At 69.1% G+C, this 16,410-nt stretch carries 14 protein-coding genes, 1 tRNA gene and 1 pseudogene; 13 read left to right on the top strand and 3 right to left on the bottom strand.

Annotated elements, in window-relative coordinates:
- The first annotated feature begins 19 nt into the window (after positions 1-19).
- A complete protein-coding gene (locus tag ACOCEP_RS08380) occupies positions 20-2,074 on the top strand; it encodes a bifunctional MFS transporter/dTMP kinase (protein ID WP_482336699.1) in 2,055 nt (684 codons plus the stop codon).
- Entirely contained in the window at positions 2,071-3,267 is a 1,197-nt protein-coding gene (locus tag ACOCEP_RS08375) for a DNA polymerase III subunit delta' (protein WP_482336697.1), read from the top strand. Before ACOCEP_RS08380 ends, ACOCEP_RS08375 begins: the two co-directional genes overlap by 4 nt.
- Before the next feature lie 424 nt (positions 3,268-3,691).
- On the opposite strand, the gene ACOCEP_RS08370 is transcribed toward ACOCEP_RS08375, so the two are convergent.
- Positions 3,692-5,380 (bottom strand): hypothetical protein, encoded by a 1,689-nt coding sequence (locus ACOCEP_RS08370; protein ID WP_482336696.1) that lies wholly within the window; start codon positions 5,378-5,380, stop codon positions 3,692-3,694.
- A 140-nt stretch (positions 5,381-5,520) separates the two neighbouring features.
- Here ACOCEP_RS08370 and ACOCEP_RS08365 point away from each other — a divergent pair.
- Positions 5,521-5,594 (top strand) — tRNA-Thr (locus tag ACOCEP_RS08365).
- Positions 5,595-5,688: 94 nt separating this feature from the next.
- On the opposite strand, the gene ACOCEP_RS08360 is transcribed toward ACOCEP_RS08365, so the two are convergent.
- A complete protein-coding gene (locus tag ACOCEP_RS08360) occupies positions 5,689-6,315 on the bottom strand; it encodes a TetR/AcrR family transcriptional regulator (RefSeq protein ID WP_482336694.1) in 627 nt (208 codons plus the stop codon).
- Between the two features lie 44 nt (positions 6,316-6,359).
- Here ACOCEP_RS08360 and ACOCEP_RS08355 point away from each other — a divergent pair, with 44 nt between their 5' ends.
- The 6 genes from ACOCEP_RS08355 (at position 6,360) to ACOCEP_RS08330 (ending at position 12,598) form a co-directional block, all read left to right on the top strand.
- Positions 6,360-7,286, top strand: a complete 927-nt coding sequence (locus ACOCEP_RS08355; RefSeq protein WP_482336693.1) for an alpha/beta hydrolase — start codon at positions 6,360-6,362, stop codon at positions 7,284-7,286.
- Positions 7,283-8,098: an SDR family NAD(P)-dependent oxidoreductase gene (locus ACOCEP_RS08350; protein WP_482336692.1), complete on the top strand. Its 816-nt coding sequence runs from the start codon at positions 7,283-7,285 to the stop codon at positions 8,096-8,098. The genes ACOCEP_RS08355 and ACOCEP_RS08350 overlap by 4 nt, the downstream gene beginning before the upstream one ends.
- Positions 8,098-9,027 carry a ferritin-like domain-containing protein gene (locus ACOCEP_RS08345; RefSeq protein ID WP_482336690.1) on the top strand — a complete coding sequence of 310 codons (930 nt, stop codon included), beginning with the start codon at positions 8,098-8,100 and terminating at the stop codon, positions 9,025-9,027. The genes ACOCEP_RS08350 and ACOCEP_RS08345 overlap by 1 nt, the downstream gene beginning before the upstream one ends.
- Entirely contained in the window at positions 9,024-9,509 is a 486-nt protein-coding gene (locus ACOCEP_RS08340; protein ID WP_482336689.1) for an NAD(P)/FAD-dependent oxidoreductase, read from the top strand. The genes ACOCEP_RS08345 and ACOCEP_RS08340 overlap by 4 nt, the downstream gene beginning before the upstream one ends.
- A complete protein-coding gene (locus ACOCEP_RS08335) occupies positions 9,506-10,993 on the top strand; it encodes a flavin-containing monooxygenase (RefSeq protein ID WP_482336687.1) in 1,488 nt (495 codons plus the stop codon). The genes ACOCEP_RS08340 and ACOCEP_RS08335 overlap by 4 nt, the downstream gene beginning before the upstream one ends.
- A gap of 72 nt (positions 10,994-11,065) precedes the next feature.
- Positions 11,066-12,598, top strand: coding sequence for a PstS family phosphate ABC transporter substrate-binding protein (locus tag ACOCEP_RS08330; RefSeq protein ID WP_482336686.1), 1,533 nt, complete (start codon positions 11,066-11,068; stop codon positions 12,596-12,598).
- 92 nt (positions 12,599-12,690) lie between these two features.
- Here ACOCEP_RS08330 and ACOCEP_RS08325 read toward each other — a convergent pair whose 3' ends face one another.
- Positions 12,691-13,155 carry a GreA/GreB family elongation factor gene (locus ACOCEP_RS08325; RefSeq protein ID WP_034310019.1) on the bottom strand — a complete coding sequence of 155 codons (465 nt, stop codon included), beginning with the start codon at positions 13,153-13,155 and terminating at the stop codon, positions 12,691-12,693.
- A gap of 123 nt (positions 13,156-13,278) precedes the next feature.
- On the opposite strand from ACOCEP_RS08325, the gene ACOCEP_RS08320 reads away from it, so the two are divergent.
- From ACOCEP_RS08320 to ACOCEP_RS08305, 4 genes and pseudogenes are all read left to right on the top strand, one after another.
- Positions 13,279-13,866 (top strand): TetR/AcrR family transcriptional regulator, encoded by a 588-nt coding sequence (locus ACOCEP_RS08320; RefSeq protein WP_482336684.1) that lies wholly within the window; start codon positions 13,279-13,281, stop codon positions 13,864-13,866.
- 115 nt (positions 13,867-13,981) lie between these two features.
- Positions 13,982-15,208: a M14 family metallopeptidase gene (locus ACOCEP_RS08315; protein WP_482339646.1), complete on the top strand. Its 1,227-nt coding sequence runs from the start codon at positions 13,982-13,984 to the stop codon at positions 15,206-15,208.
- A gap of 85 nt (positions 15,209-15,293) precedes the next feature.
- Positions 15,294-15,815: a gamma carbonic anhydrase family protein gene (locus tag ACOCEP_RS08310; protein WP_482336682.1), complete on the top strand. Its 522-nt coding sequence runs from the start codon at positions 15,294-15,296 to the stop codon at positions 15,813-15,815.
- Positions 15,816-15,822: 7 nt separating this feature from the next.
- Positions 15,823-16,211 (top strand): annotated as a pseudogene (locus ACOCEP_RS08305) (uL11 family ribosomal protein).
- Positions 16,212-16,410 lie beyond the last annotated feature (199 nt).

The raw sequence follows: 16,410 nt of genomic DNA, 5'->3' as shown, positions 1-16,410 counted from the left end.
TGGGCGTATCAGCGAGGGCGTGCAGTCGGTGCCCGAGACGGGCACGAGTGGTCCGTCGGGACGTGACGCTTCCACCATGCACCGGGTGCGGCGGGTGCTGGCGATCAAGCCGTTCCGCCGGATCTGGGGTGTCTCCTATCTGTGCAGCGTCGCGGACTGGCTGAACCTCCTCACGCTGACCGGTCTGGTCACCAAGCTGACCGACAACTACGCCGCGCAGAACTTCGCGTTCGTCGGGGTCGTGCTGACGTCGCTGCTGCCGGGGCTGCTGTTCGCCCCGCTCGGCGGGCTGCTCGCCGACCGCTTCGACCGGCGCAAGGTGATGGTGCTCTGCGACCTCGGCCGGTGCGGGTTCCTGCTGTCGATCGCGTTCGTCGGCACCCCGTGGTGGGTGTTCGTCGGCAACTTCCTGGTCGGCTGCTGCTCGATGATGTGGATCCCGTCGAAGGACGCGGCGGTGCCGAACCTGCTGCGCCGTCCGGACCAGGTCGAGACGGCCAACCAGCTCGGCATGGTGATGACCTACGGCCTCGCGGTGATCACCGCGGCCGGCGCGAACGCCGTGCTCACCGGGAGCAACACGACGTTCCACTTCTTCCAGGGCGACGCCCAGCTCGGCATCGCCAAGGTCGCCGTCGTCATCACCGGCCTGCTGTACCTGACCAGCGCGATCGTGATCGCGACCCGGATCCCCGAGCTGTCGCTGCGCAACGTCCACGCGGTCGAGAAGCCCAAGGTCAAGGCCGCCGACGAGGAGAAGTTCGGCTTCCGGCAGATGATCGCCGACGGCGCCCGGTTCGTGCGGACGACGCCGCTGGTGCGCGGGCTGATGATCGGTGCTTTCGGCGCCTTCGCCGCCGGTGGCGCGGTGATCGGTTCGGCCAAGCCGTATTCGTCCAGCCTGCTCGCCGGTGACGCGGCGTTCAACCTGCTCGTCCTGGCCGTCTTCCTCGGGCTCGCCACCGGTATGGCGGTGGCCCCGAAACTCGCGCGGCGGCTCGCGCACGACCGGCTGTTCGGGATCTCGATCGTCGCCGCGGGGCTGTGTCTCGTCGTGGTGGCATTGTCGCCGCATCTCGCCGTTTCGCTGGTCGCGGTCGCCGCCGTCGGTGTCTGGGCGGGGACGGCGTTCCTGACCGGTGTCACGATCATCGGTTCGCGGATCGAGGACTCGATCCGCGGCCGGATCAACGCGATCTACCAGTCGCTGATGAAGATCGTGCTGTTCGGCTCGACGGTGCTGGTGCCGGTGCTGATCAGTGCGGTCCGGACGACCGAGGTCGAGCTGTGGGGCGGCACGATCACCATCGACGGCACGCGTCCGGTGATGGTCGGCGGCGGCATTCTCGCGCTGCTCGCCGGCATCTTCGCGTACCGGCAGATGGACGACCGGCGGGCCGAACCGATCCTCGCCGACCTCCGCAACGCTTTGCGCCGCAGCCCGCGTCGCGTGAACGGCCTGCTGATCGCGCTCGAAGGCACGCGGGCGATCAACACCGAAACGCAGGCCGCGCGGCTGGCCGAATGGCTGCGCGCGGGTACGCGTCCGGTCGTGCTGGCCGCCGACCCGGCGCTGGACGATCAGCGGCTCGCGAAGCTCGTCTCCGGCGCTTCGCTGTCCGGTGCGCGGGCGCAGGCGCTGGCCGCCGCCGCGGTGCGGGCGGACATCGTCGAACGGGACATCCAGCCCGCGCTCGACGCGGGTTCCGTCGTGGTGATGGAGCGGTTCGTGGATTCTCCGCTGGCGCATCTGTCCGCGGTGGCCGGTCTGGACAGCCAGGAGCTCGAAGGGCTCGCGGACTGGGCGACCGGCAGGCTGCGGCCCGACATCACCATCCTGCTCGACGCCGATCCCGGCACGGTGATGCGGAAGTCGGAGTCGCTGGACGCGCAGTGGCGGGTGCAGCATCTGCTCACGGAGATGGCCGCCGCCGACCCGGACCGGTATGTCGTGGTCGACGCGGAAGGTACCGAGGACGAAGTGGGCGACCGGGTGCGGACCGCGATCCGCGCGGTGCTCGTCGGCAGGCTCGCCGGGCTCGCTCCGGCGGAGGAAAAGGTCGAGGCGACATGACGCTGATCGGTGTCTGGAAGCAGCTCGTCGGCCAGGAGCCCGCGGCGCGCACGCTTTCTTCGGCGTCGACGGCGGCCGCCCGGATCATCGAGAATCAGCCTGTCGCGCCCGGCGCGATGACCCATGCCTGGCTGATCACCGGCCCGCCGGGTTCGGGGCGCTCGACGGCCGCGCGGGTTTTCGCAGCGGCGTTGCAGTGCAGCACCGGCACCGGTTGCGGCGAGTGCCCCGGCTGCCGCACCGTGCTGGCCGGGACGCACGCGGACGTCAAACTCGTCGTGCCGGAAGGTCTTTCGATCTCCGTCGCCGAAATGCGTTCGCTGGTGCAGGCCGCCGCCCGCCGCCCGACCACCGGGAAGTGGCAGGTGGTGATCATCGAGGACTCGGACAGGCTGACCGAAGGCGCGTCGAACGCGTTGCTGAAGGCCGTCGAGGAGCCGCCGGACCGCACGGTGTTCCTGCTGTGCGCGCCGTCGGATCACCCGGACGACGTGTCGGTGACGATCCGCTCGCGGTGCCGCCTGGTCACGTTGCGGACGCCGCCGCCGGAGGCGATCGCGCAGGTGCTGATGGAGCGGGACGGCATCGATCCCGAGCGTGCGCGGTGGGCCGCGTCCGTCTCCAGTGGACATGTCGGCCGCGCGCGGCGGCTCGCCACCGACGAGGCGGCGCGGCAGCGGCGGGCGACGGTGCTGCGGATCCCGCTCGGCCTGCGGCGACCGTCCGATGTGTTCACTTGCGCCGATCAGCTGATCAGCGCGGCGGAGGCCGACGCGGGCGAGGAAAGCAAGGTGCGCGACGAGGCCGAGCGTTCCGAACTCCGCACCGCGATGGGCGGCGACGGCACCGGAAAGGGCGTCGCCGGGGCGAAACGTGCCGCCGAGGCCGCCGTGAAGCAGCTCGAAAAGCGCCAGAAATCCCGCGCGACCCGGACGCAGCGCGACACTCTCGACCTGGCGCTGGTGGACCTGGCCGCGTTCTACCGGGACGTGCTCGTGACCGCGAGCGGCGCGGGCGCGACGCTGAACCACCCCGACCACGCCTCGGAAATCTCGCAGGCCGCCTCCGCCTGGGCGCCGGACTCGATCCTGCGGCGGCTCGAAGCCGTCCTGGAATGCCGCGAAGCCATCGACCTGAACGTGAAGCCGCGGATCGCCGTCGAAGCCATGGTCACCACCCTGCGCCAGGGCTGATTCGCGCTGCACTCACCACCCCGGCCCCCCGCCCGTCCCAGGGGGGCGACCCCGAGTCCAGTCTACCGGGGGGTGGCGGGGGAAAAGGGCTGGTCGCGGGAGTTGTCCACAGGTGGGGACGGTTGTGGACAAGTGCTGTGGGTAAGTGAAGCCGCTTCGGGTTCGGGGGGCCGCCAATGTCGCATTGGGGGCGCTCAGCGACTCAAACGCGACATCAGGAACCCGAGGCGAGGCCGGTTCCGGCACGCGGTGAGGGGGTGTGGAAACAGAGACCTCCCTATTTCCACACAGTGGGGGGACCGTGTGGATTTCAGGTCATCCAACGCACCGAAATCCACACGGGTCAGCGGCAAAGGCCCTGAAGACGAACGGTCCTCTCACGCGCCAGGCGTGAAAGGACCGTTCATCACCCTCCTCGCCCCGTCTAGTCCTCCGAGTCCAAGGAGCGCGGACGCGGCGAAGGTTTGAACCCAGGCGACTTCTTCGCGACCGGAACCACCGCGAGCCGGCGCCGTCCCGGCATGGCCGCCACGAGCACGACACCGATCAGCAGCATCGCCGTACCCGACCAGAACATCGGCACCGTGTCGTAGGCCGCGTTGGTGTAGGCCAGGTTCTTGACCGGGCCCTTCGGCGCCGCGCCACCGTTGTTGCCCGCGGGCGGCGGAGTGGCCGTGCCGCATTCGACACCGCCTGCCGGAGCGTGCGCCCTGGCGATCTGCTCACCGAGCGAGATCTGGGCCAGCGACGAGGGCAGGTTCTTCGCGGCGTCCGGCGGCAGAGCCTTCTGGAGCGCAGTCGTCGGCAAGATCTGGAGGTCCAGCAGCCGCGCCGAGGCACCCAGCTGGAAACCCTTGAACGGTGACGTCGTGTCGCTCGACTTCTGGTTCAACCCGGCGATCGACAGCTTCAGCACCCCGAGATCGAGGGTCAGCCCGTTCCCGGCCTCGCCACCAGGAAGGTGCTTGGTGGCACCGTCCATCATCTCGGCGAGCCCGCCGACGACCGGCACGTTCTTCAGCTGTTCGAAGCCGGGGGCCTGCTTGAGCGACGGCAGCGGGATGCCGATCGGGATGTCCTTGGTCGGGTTGTTCGCGTCGAGGGTGAACAGCACCTTGTCGCCACGGACGATCTGCAGCACCGGCGCGGTGTACTCGACCTTCGACGTCTTCTTGTCACCGGTCGAGGTGACCCGCAGCGTCGGCTGGCTGGCGACCTTGATCGTCAGGCCGAGCGGCGTGCCCTTCAGCAGCTCGATGTTGGCAGCCTGCAGCGTCGACGTCGATTCGACGGCCTTGTTCTTCGAGCCGGGGATGTCGACCAGCCGAACGACCGAACGCGACGACAGCGTGTTCGGCAGGCTCAGCACGGCGCCCTTGCCGTCGGCGTTCGTGCTGGTTCCCGAAAGCAGCCCGCCCAGATTCGCCAACGGACCCAAAGCCGAGAGACCGGCCTTGAGCTGGTCCGAAGCCTGAGTCAGCTGGTCGGCGCCCGGGATGTTCGGGATGGTCGGCAGCAGCGCGAGGTTCGCGATCGACGTGCTCGAGTCGGCGATCGTGCCGACACACGGTCCGAGCGTCGGGCTCCAGCGCGCGTGCGCCTCGCCGTTGAGCAGGCCGAGGTTGAACAGCGGATTCGTCGGCGCGTTGAGGCCGCCGCTGATCGGCTTCGGGTTGTCCGGCAGGGCCGTCTGCACGAGGCTGCCCGGCGTCTGCGGCGCGTTGCCCGCGGCGGACAGGCCGAACGGCGACGACTGCGCGATCGCCTTCTCGTAGCTCAGGTAGGCCTCGGAGTTGGCCTGCGCGCTGGAAAGACCCATCCCGGCCTCGAGCGCGGACTGCTTCGGCAGCAGCTTGTCCGCCCCGGGCAGGATCGCGCTCGTCGGCACCGCGTTCGGCAGCAGCCGCAGCACGCCCAGCGCCGCTCCCGCGTCACCGACCGCCTTCCCGAGCGGCTGGGGGCCGATCGGCGCCGACATCGGCGGCTGTCCCGGATTGGCCGGATCGGGGATCGGCGTGGTCGGGATGTCCTGGGCGATCGCCGGGGCCGCGGTCAGCAGGAGCAGGGCCGCGGCGGCCGGAAGTGCCAGCACACGGGGCAGTCGTTGCCGCATGAACAGGTCCTCCAGTGGGGATGGGCCGATCTTGGGGGACTGAGACCGGCGTCATAGGACCTTAACGACGGTGGCCCTCGAAGGTGACGTTCAAGCCTCCGCTACACTTGGCTCCGTCATCGGGTGCGAGCCCGATGTCCGCCGCCTTAGCTCAGTCGGCCAGAGCGATTCACTCGTAATGAATAGGTCAGGGGTTCGATTCCCCTAGGCGGCTCCGCAGGTCAGGGCCTCATTCGGAACACTCCGGATGAGGCCCTGCTTGTTTCCGGCCCGGCGAAGAACCCGCGCCGGAAGTTCACCCGTTGGTGTCACCCCTTGAGGAACATCCGCGACAGCGAAGTGCCCACTCCGGTGAGGTGCTCGACGAGGGTGTCCGCGTCCGCGTCGAGCAGGCCGGAGCGCCACGCGAGCATGATCTCGACGAAGCCGCCGATGCCCAGCAGGACGTTGACCCGGAACTCCAGCCCGTCCACGTCCGGCTTCAGATGTGGCCGCGCGAGGTCGATCAGCAGGCCGGTGGTCTCCTGGACGGTCTGCCGCCGCAGCTGCTCCAGCACCGCGCTGCCCGCGTGGTCGCCGAACAGGATCTGCGCGCGCGACGGCTCTTCCTGCACGTGGTGCACGACGACGTCGACGGCGGCGCGGAGCTGCTCCAGGGCGGGTCGCTCGATGCGGGCGGCGACGGCGTCGAGGACCATCCGCAGGGTTTCGTCGCGGACCTGTTCCCAAGCGGTGGCGAGCAACGCGTCGCGGTTGGCGAAGCTCTCGTAGAAGTACCGGTCGGTCAGGTTCGCCCGCGCGCAGACGCCGCGCATGGTGACCGCCGCCCAGCCCTGTTCCTGCCAGATCTCCAGCGCGGCGCCGAGGAGCGCCAGCCGCCGTTCGGCGCGGCGTTCGTCGGCGGTTTTGCCGCTGTAGCGGCGGGACGCGGGCACCCCTCCATCTTGACAGCAGGTGCCCTCGGATTCATTCTGAGGGCATGCGACCGCAGAATAGCCTGCGCGCCGGGTTGGCCTCCGCGCTGACGTCCGCTTTCGTGCGGCCGATCGCCAACGCGATCCCGGCCAACCGCGCGGGCGTCGCGTTCTCCCGGGCCTTCATCGCGAGCAGTTTGTGGCTGGCGTCGCCGCCGTTGAAGGGGAGCCGCGTCGAGCCCGGCACCCGCGGCGAGTGGGTCCGCGCGCCCGGGACGAGCGAGGGCAACGCCGTGGTCCTCTACATCCACGGCAGCGGTTACGCCCTTTGCTCGGCGCGCACGCACCGCGGGCTGACCACGCGGGTTTCGGCCGGCACCGGCCTGCCGGTCTTCGCCTGCGAGTACCGGCTCGCGCCGCGGCACCGTTTCCCGAGCGCGGCCGACGACGTCCGCGCGGCCTACGACCGGCTGCTCGACCAGGGATATCGGCGAATCCTCGTCGCGGGCGACTCCGCGGGCGGGCACCTCGCGGTCGACCTCGCCGCGCAGCTGATCCGCGAGCACCGGGAACCGCCCGCGGCACTGGCACTCTTCTCGCCGTTGTTCGACGTGACCTTCGGGCTCGCGGCCGAACGAGAACGCATGAGCCCGGATCCGATGATCTCCGCCGCCGCGGCCGCGCGGCTGGTCGGTCTGTACACAGTGGACGCCGATCTCGCTTCGGAACGGCTGCGGTTCGCCTTCGACGACATCAAGGGCCTCCCGCCGACGATCATCCAGGCGGGCGGGCTGGAAATGCTCGCCGCGGACGCCATCGAACTGGCCAGGGCCCTGCGCCGCGCGGGAGCCGACTGCGAACTCGACGTGGTGCCCGGCCAGATGCACGTCTTCCAGGCACTGACCCGCTTCATCCCCGAAGCGGCACCGGCGATGGAGCGGGCTTGCCGCTTCCTCATCGGCAATCTTCCGGCGATCGTGAGGGCGGCATGACCAAGCGGACCCAGGGAGCGCACGCCGTCGTCACGGGCGCGGGCAGCGGGATCGGGAGGGCGATCGCCGCCGAACTCGTCCGGCGCGGGAGCCGCGTCGTTTGCGCCGACATCGACCTCGAAGCGGCCGAGGAAACCGCGAAGACGCTGGGCAACGCGGTCGCCATCGCCTGCGATGTGTCCGATGTGGACGAAGTCGCGGACCTGGCGAACCAGGCGCGGTCCTGGTTCGGCCGCGATCCGGATCTCGTCGTCAACAACGCCGGGATCGGCGCGGGCGGCAAACTCGTCGGGGAGAGCCCGCTGTCCGATTGGCAGCGCACGCTCGGCGTGAATCTCTGGGGCGTGATCCACGGCTGCCACACCTTCGTCCCCGCCATGCGCGCGGCGAAGGCGGGCGGTGTCATCAACGTCGCTTCGGCGGCGGGCTTCACCGCCGCGCCGAGGATGGCGGCGTACAACGTGAGCAAGGCGGGCGTCGTCAGCCTGTCCGAAACGCTGGCCGCCGAACTGTCCGGCACCGGCGTCGCGGTCACCGTGCTGTGCCCGACCTTCGTGCGCACCAACATCTTCGGCGGCGAACTCATCGAAGACGGGGCCCGTGGGCTGGCCCAGCGGGTGTCCGATGTGGTCGGGTTCTCGCCGGAGCGTGTCGCGCGGATGACGCTCGACGCCCACGATCACGGCCGCCTGTACGTGGTGCCGCAGCCTGACGCCCAGCTTCTGTGGCACGCCAAGCGTTTCGTGCCCGTCCCGTACACGCGGATCGCCGGTCTGCTCGGCCGGTTCCTGCCCGCCGAAAAGGAGAAGTGATGGCCTACGACTTCGCGGCGATGCTCCAGACCATCAAGGACAAGCAGTGGTCGCTCGCCGACATCGACTGGGACGCGCCCGGCGCCGAGACGATGACCGACGAGCTCCGTGCCAAGATGCGGCCGTTCATGGCCGACCTCGTGTGGATCGAGCACGTCGGCGCGCGCGGGTTCGCCTCGCTGGCCAAGAAGGCGCCGACCCCGGTGATCCAGGAGATCTACCGCTACTTCCACGCCGAGGAACAGAAGCACGCCAACGCCGAACTCGCGCTGATGAAGCGCTGGGGCATGCTCGACGAGCACGGTTCGATGCCCGAGCCGAACATCAACGTCAAGCTCGCCATCAAGGTCCTCGACGACTACGGCGACACGCTCCCGCTGACGGCGCTGGCCACGCTCATCCCGCTGCTGGAATGCGCGCTGGACGGCGCACTGGTGAAGTTCCTGCTGGACGAGGTCTCCGATCCGGTGTGCCATCAGGTGTTCCGGCATATCAACTCCGACGAGGCCCGGCACATCACGGCCGATTTCGAGGTGCTGGAGCTGATCGGCGCCGGCTCGGCGACCAAGCTGCTCACCGAATCCGTCGGCTCGCTCAAACCCCAGATCGTGCTCGGCCTGATCGTGGTGTTCGTCCCGCTCATCAACAGGATGCGGGACAACATCGTCGCGATGGGCCTGCCGGAGAAGAAGCTGTACAACGCCGTGAAACGGTTCTCCACCATCGGCGGCCGCGGCGAGTTCACGAAACGCATCCCGGCGTACCACGTGCTCAAGGCGCAGGCGGCGATGATCGTCGACCGTTCGCACGTCTACCACCGGCTGCTCGCCGACCCGATGGTCAAGGTGACCCGCCTGATCCCCGCGCGGCTGCTGGGAAAGCCGCAGTCGTGGACCGAGGAGATCACGCACGAGCCGGTCGCGTCATGAGCCTCGGCGAATTCCGGGGCGAGGTGCTGCGCGGCACCGAATGGTTCGGGCACGACTTCTCCGGGCAGCGGGTGGCCGTGGTCGCGCCCGGCCGCGAGGCGGCGCAGATCGTGCCCGAGGTGGCGGCCACCGCGCGTGCGGTGAAGGTGTTCCAGGAAGAACCCGACTGGGTGGTGCCGGCGCCGGTGCCCGGGCCGGACCTCCTCGGCATCGCCGTCGCCCGGGTCTTCCTGCGCTGGCAGGTGAAAGACCCGTGGATCCGCAGGCTGCTGACGCCGGACAGGCGCTTCGGCTCGCGGCGGACCGCGCCCGGTCTCGGCTACTACGGCGCGCTTCGGCGGCCTGGCTGCAAGCTCATCACCTGGCCGATCTACGCCTTCGCGCCCGGCGGAATCCGCACCGCCGAAGGTATCGAGCACCAGACCGACGTCGTCGTGCTCGGGGCCAGTTCGCGGTTCGCCGAGGAAGGACTTCCCGCATGAAGCCGGACCACGAGATCGCGATCATCGGCGGGGGGTTCTCCGGTATCGGCGCGGCGATCCTGCTCGGCAAGGCGGGTTTCGAGGACTTCCTGATGCTGGAGGAGGGCGACGGCGTCGGCGGCGCCTGGCACTGGAACACCTATCCCGGTGTCGCCGTCGACATCCCGTCGTTCAGCTACCAGTTCTCGTTCGAGCAGATCTCCGGCTGGTCGCGCGTCTACGCGCCCGGCCGCGAGCTGAAGGCGTACGCCGACTACTGCGTCGACAAGTACGACATCCGCCGCCGCACGCGTCTCGGAAGCAAGGTCGTCTCCGCGGCCTTCGACGACGAAACGCACTTGTGGCGGCTGGAAACCGCCGACGGCTGGTCGATGACGGCGCGGTTCGTCGTCGGCGCCACCGGCGTGCTCACCCAGCCCAAGCCGCCCGACATCGCCGGCATCGACGGCTTCCGCGGCACGGTCATGCACACCGCGCGCTGGGACCACGGCGTCGACCTGCGGGGCCAGCGGGTCGCCGTCGTCGGCACCGGGGCCTCGGCCGTCCAGGTGATCCCGTCCATCGCGCCGGAGACGGGCCACCTGACGGTGTTCCAGCGCACGCCGATCTGGTGCCTGCCCAAACCCGACGCCGTCCTGCCCCGGCCGGCCAGGCTCGCGCTGCGGCGGCTGCCGGGCGCGAAACTGGTGTCCCGGCTGGCCAGCCAGGCGCTCGTCGAGGTGACCTTCCCGCTGGCCGCGCATTTCCACGATCTCCTGCCGACCGCGGGCGCGGGGGAGCGGATCGGGCGCGCGCATCTGCGCCGCGCGGTGAAAGACCCTGTGACCCGCGAGAAGCTCACGCCGCGCTATGCCTTGGGCTGCAAGCGGCCGAGCTTCTCGAACGAGTACCTGCAGACGTTCAACCGGGACAACGTCACGCTGGAGACCACGGGCATCGACACGATCACCGAATCCGGCGTGCGCACCGCCGACGGCACCGAGCATCCGGCCGACGTCCTGGTGCTGGCGACCGGGTTCAAGGTGTTCGAGAAGGGCAACATGCCGGCCTTCACCGTGCGCGGCGCGGGCGGCGCCGATCTGGAGAAGTTCTGGGCGGAGAACCGGTTCCAGGCCTATCAGGGCGTCAGCGTGCCGGGTTTCCCGAACTTCTTCACCATTCTCGGACCTTACGGCTACAACGGTTCCTCGTACTTCAACCTGATCGAGACGCAGACCGCGCACATCGTCCGCTGCCTGCGCAACGCCCGGAAGACCGGCGCGACCCGCGTGGAGGTCACGAGCGAGGCCAACGACCGCTACTTCCGGAGCATGCTGGACCGGCGGAAGCACCAGGTCTTCTTCCAGGACAGCTGCTCACTGGCCAACAGCTACTACTTCGACGCGAACGGGGACGTGCCCTTCCGCGCTTCGCCCACCCTGGAAACCATGGTGACGAGCCGGTTCTTCGACCTCGACGACTACGCCTTCGCGGACGGCCGGTGAACACTGGCTGAAGTCCGCCGTCCCCCGCCGGGATGAGCCATAGGTTCGATACCCCGAACCTGGAGGCTGGTCTTGGAAGGCTTTCCCTGGGACGTCCTGCTCGCGGTGGTCGGGATCGCCGTCCCGGCCGTCGCGTTCCTGTGGGAGTTCGTGCTCGTCGGCCGTAAACGGCTCGGCTACCGCGTGCAGATGGACACCCCGACGGCGTCCGGTCGCGGGTTCGCGCCGACGGCCGACGCGCTCGCGCAGCTTCAGCACGAGAACGGCGAGCGGCTCGTCGACCCGTCGTTCGTGCTGCTGCGCATCGAGAACAGCGGCACCACCGACATCGACACCGACGACTACGCGGTCAACGCGGACGACCCCGTCGGCATCCGCGTGAAGTTCCCCGGCCGCACCGTGGCCGGGATGGTGGTGACCGAACTCAGCTCGCCGCATCTGCACGAATGTTTCGGCGACGACTCCGGTTTCGGCGCGCGCGACGAGAATCCCGAACGGCCGTCCGGGGTGATCGATCTGCCGAGGGTGCCGCTGAACCGCGGCGCGCACTACAAGATCCTCGCCGTGCTCGACCGCGTTCCCAACGACTCGCCCGACGCTTTCGAGGATCCTCAGGTCATCGGCGAGATCAAGGGCGGCAGCCTCCGCGAGACCAAGAGCCGCACCGGGCCGACGGGTTCGGTGATGGCGCTGATCCTCTTCCTCGTCGTGGTCAGCATCTTCCAGCTGACCCGCTCCCTGTTCTTCGACGAGAAGCCGCCGCCGCTGGACTGCGCGTCCGGGAAACTGACGATCACCGGATCGACGGCGTTCGCGCCGGTGCTGAAGGAAGCGACGGCTTCGTACGCGAAGACGTGCCCGGGCGCGTCGTTCGTCTTCGACACCAGGGGGAGCGCGGAAGGGCTCGGCAGCCTGAACCAGGCCGGGAACGAAGGCGTGCTCGCGTTCTCCGACGGCGCCAAGGGCGAGGGCTTCCCGCAACTGCTGCCGCGTCCGGTCGCGTTCTCGCTCTTCACGCTCGTGATCAACAAGGAGGCCGGGGTCCAGGACCTCACGCTCGCGCAGATCCGCGACGTCTACGACGGCAAGATCGCGAACTGGCGGGAGATCGGCGGCAAGGACCAGCCGGTCCGGCTCGTCGACCGGCATTCGGACTCCGGCACGCGGCGGACGTTCGAGGCGCAGATCCTGGCGGGCAAGCGGGAACCCGGCGACAACTCCGACGACTGCCTCAAACCGGCGCCGGGCGCCCAGCCGGGAGTGGCGCGGTGCGCGAAGCCGTCCACGAACGACGTCCTCGACGCGGTGTCGCGGGTGCCGGGCGCGCTCGGCTACAGCGAACTGGGCGCCGCCACGAAACGCGAGGACGTGCTGCCGGTGCGGATCGACGGCCACCAGGCGACGCTGGAGGGCGCGATCCACGCGGCGTACCCGTTCTGGGAGACCGAGTACGCGTACACGTTCGGCGAGCCGAAGGCCGACTCGCTCGTCGCGAGCTTCTTGCGGTACCTGACGAATCAGGTCGGCAAGGACATCGTGCGGTCGCACGGGCACCGGCCGTGCGCGGAGCTGGCGAATCCGGTGCTGTGCCGTCCGGGCGCGTGAAGGCCTGACCGGCGTTCAAGTGTCATGAAAGGGTCGTTCAGGACGAAAAGTGTCCTGAACGACCCTTTCATGACATCCGGGGCGGTGCGAGGTCAGGCAGGCGGCTTCAGCGTGACGACGGTGGCGCTGGTCTCGCCACGCGGCGTCCGGTAGGTGATCTCGTCGCCCTCCTTCGCGCCGACGAGCGCGAGACCCAGCGGGCTGTCCGAGGTGACCGTGGAGGCGTCCGCGTCCTCCCCGGGGATCGTGACGATGTGGAGCTCGTCCTCGTCGCCGTCGGCGAACCTGAGGGTGACGGTGGTGCCGTCGGGGAGCAGACCCTTGCTGTTCCGGCCGCCGTGCTCGAGTTTCGCCGCGACGTCGGCGATGCGCCGGTCGAGGTAGGCGGCGGCCTCCGCGCGGTCGAGCACCTCCGCCTGGTCGGCGGCGTCGCCGGTTCGTTCCTGCTCGCCGACGAGCGGCGCCATCGCGTCGCGCTGCGCACGCAGATCGGCGAGTTCCTTCTCCAGCTGCCGCCGCGCGGCCGGGCTGAACCCGTTGTCCCCTGAGGTCACCATGTCGCGCATTGTCCGCTACGGATCGACGGCTAGCCACCTAGATTTTTCACCCGCTGTGATCGGCCAGGACGGTTGCCCTAAGCTTCAGGGCTCCCGTCCTGACTACTTGGTGTAAGGAACTTCGTGACCGCCGTTCCCGGCCGCAGCGCGCGGCTCTCCCCCAACCAGCTGCAGAAACAGGAACAGATCGTCGAAGCGGCGCGTGTCGTGCTCGCCAGGGACGGGCTCGCGGGGTGCACCGTGCGCGCGATCGCGGACGCCGGACCGCTCACGAAGAGTGCGATTCATTACTACTTCGCGGATATCGACGTCTTGATCGACCGCGCGATGGCGGCGCACATCACAACCTTCACCGCCGATTTGCGCAAAATTTCGGCGAAGCACGATCACCCGTCCGAGCGGCTCTTCGCCGCGCTCGAAGCCTTCCTCGGCGAGTTCTCCGGCCGCCCGAACGCGGCGTTCCTGTGGTTCGAATACTGGATCGCCGCGGGCCGCGCGCAGCATCCCCAGGCCATCGACGTGATGCTGACGTCGATCACCGAGCTGCTCGCGGAGCTGCTCGCGCCGCTCGACGTCGAAGACCCGCGCGCCCGGGCGCGGGCACTGCTGTCCTACCTGCTCGGCGCGATCGTCCAGCAGCGTGTCCGGCGGCGGCCGTTCGCCGCACTGCGTGGCGACATCGAAGCTCTCTGTTTCGCGAACTACGGGTAGAAATACGCATTAGATCCGTACCGTTACGGATTGTTCGCTCTTCCCGCTCCGGCCATGGTGAGGTTCCCCTTCCCTGCCTGAGAGCTAGGAGACGACGATGCGCATAAGACGGTGCATGGCCGTGGCGATCGCGGCCGTCGCGGCGTTCACCATCCCGGTCGCCGCGAGCCCGGCGACCGCGGACCAGCAGGCCGAGGACGCGCAGGTGCAGATCTACGAGGTCTTCGGGACCGGGACTTCGCAGCAGCGCACGCAGATCTCCCGGCTCGGTGTCGACGTCCTCGGCTCGGCCGGCGGGACGACCACGTTCATCGGCGAGGCGCGCGACGCGGCGAAGATCCGTTCCCTCGGCTACCGCGTCGAGCAGCGCGGCGTCGTCGACCGGTCGGAGAAGGTCGGCACGAACGCGATCAACGACTTCCCGCCGTCCGACTCCGGCTACCACAACTACGCCGAGGTCACGACCGAACTGCGCAACGCCCAGTCGAACTTCGGCTCGATCGCGCGGCTGAGCAGCGTCGGCAACTCGTACCAGGGCCGCGCGCTGAACCTGCTCAAGATCAGCGACAACGTCGCCACGGACGAGAACGAGCCCGAAGTCCTCTTCACCTGCAACCAGCACGCCCGCGAGCACCTCACCACCGAGATGTGCCTGCGGATCGTGAACCGGTTCACCCAGGGCTACGCCTCGGATCCGGCGATCAAACGGTTCGTCGACAGCGTCGAGATCTACGTGATCCCGAACGTCAACCCGGACGGCTCGGAGTACGACATCTCCGGCGGCAGCTACAAGTACTGGCGCAAGAACCGGCAGGGCAACGGGACCGACCCCAACCGCAACTGGGCCTACAACTGGGGCTGCTGCGGCGGTTCGTCGGGCTCGACGACCAGCGAGACCTACCGCGGACCCTCGGCGTTCTCCGCGCCCGAGACCCGCGCGGTGTCCAACTTCGTCAACTCGCGCAAGATCGGCGGCGTCCAGCAGATCAAGGCGAGCATCGACTTCCACACCTATTCGGAGCTCGTGCTGTGGCCGTTCGGCTTCACCTACAACGACACCGCCCCCGGCATGACCGCCGCGGAAGCGCAGCGGTTCCAGACGCTGGGCCGTCAGCTGGCGGCGACCAACGGCTACACGCCGCAGCAGTCGAGCGACCTGTACATCACGGACGGGACGATCGACGACTGGATGTGGGGCACCCACAAGATCCTGAGCTTCACCTTCGAGATGTACCCGCGGGGTTCGAACCCCGGCTTCTACCCTCCCGACGAGGTGATCGTCCGCGAAACCACCCGTAACGACAAGGCCGTGGACCTCCTGCTGAACACCGCCATCGGCTGACCTCTGTAGCGCGTGAAGGCCCCCTTCCCTCGGCTCAGCCGCGTGAAGGGGGCCTTCACGCGCTCGGGCGCATAGGGTGCGGGGCATGCCGATGTTCGAATTCGAGGGGCACCGTCCCCAGGTGGATCCCGAAGCGTGGATCGCCCCCACCGCCACCCTGATCGGCGACGTCGTCGTCGAAAAGGGCGCCTCCGTCTGGTACGGCGCCGTGCTGCGCGCCGACTTCGGGAAGATCATCGTCCGCGAGGGCGCCAACATCCAGGACAACTCGGTCATCCATGTCAACGGCGGCGTGACCGAGGTCGGCAAGAACGCCACCGTCGGGCACCAGTGCCTCGTGCACGACTGCACGGTCGGCGAACAGGCGCTGATCGGGAACGGCTCGACCGTGCTCGACAAGGCGCAGATCGGCGCGAAAGCGCTGGTCGCGGCCGGCGCCACGGTGACGCCCGGCATGGTCATCCCGCCGGAGACGGTCGCCATGGGCAGCCCGGCGAAGAAGCACGTCCCGCTCGACGGCACCGCCCGCGGCTGGGTCGAACACAACGCGGCGATCTACCAGGAGCTGGCGCGCCGTCACGCGGAAAGTGTCAAGCCGATCGACTGACTCTCCACTGACCCATCAGGCGACGCTCGAGTTGACCGCCGGCAACGCGCCGGTGGTCGACCTCGGGAAGACCGGCGTGAACCTCGTCGAGGTCAAGAAGGCCTACGACGCCGCGACCGCCGTGACATCGTGTCGGTGTTCGAGGACCGGTCCTTCGCGCTACGGCTGAAGACCCCGCCCGCGGCGTTCCTCATCAAGAAAGCCTTGGGCGGCAAGGGATCCAGCCGTCCAGGACAGGAAGCTGAGCCGAGAGCGGAAACTGCCGGACTCAACACCGGCGACGTCGAAGCGGCCATGCGCACGATCGTGAGCACCGCTCGCTCGATGGGCGGTCACGGAAAGGCTGCCGGCGCAAGGAAATCCGTGGCTCAAGGGAGTCGTCTCGGCGCTGCCTGACGAACACGCGGCCGCCGATCGGCTCGACCGGATCCTCGCCGGGACCGGTGCCGAGCCCCGCTTGGTCGCGGGCGCCTCCGGGCCGGCGGAACTCGTCGTGTCCGGCGGCCGGCGACGAGTCGAACGCTGTGCCGTCCGCACGCCGAGCCGTCCCCGAGCGGAGTGCTCTAGTCTGGTCCGCACCAGCGACTGGCGCCAT

The organism is Amycolatopsis sp. CA-211722, assembly GCF_056828465.1.
Note: the sequence above shows the minus strand (reverse complement) of the source record. Positions and strands in the feature narration are given on the sequence as shown.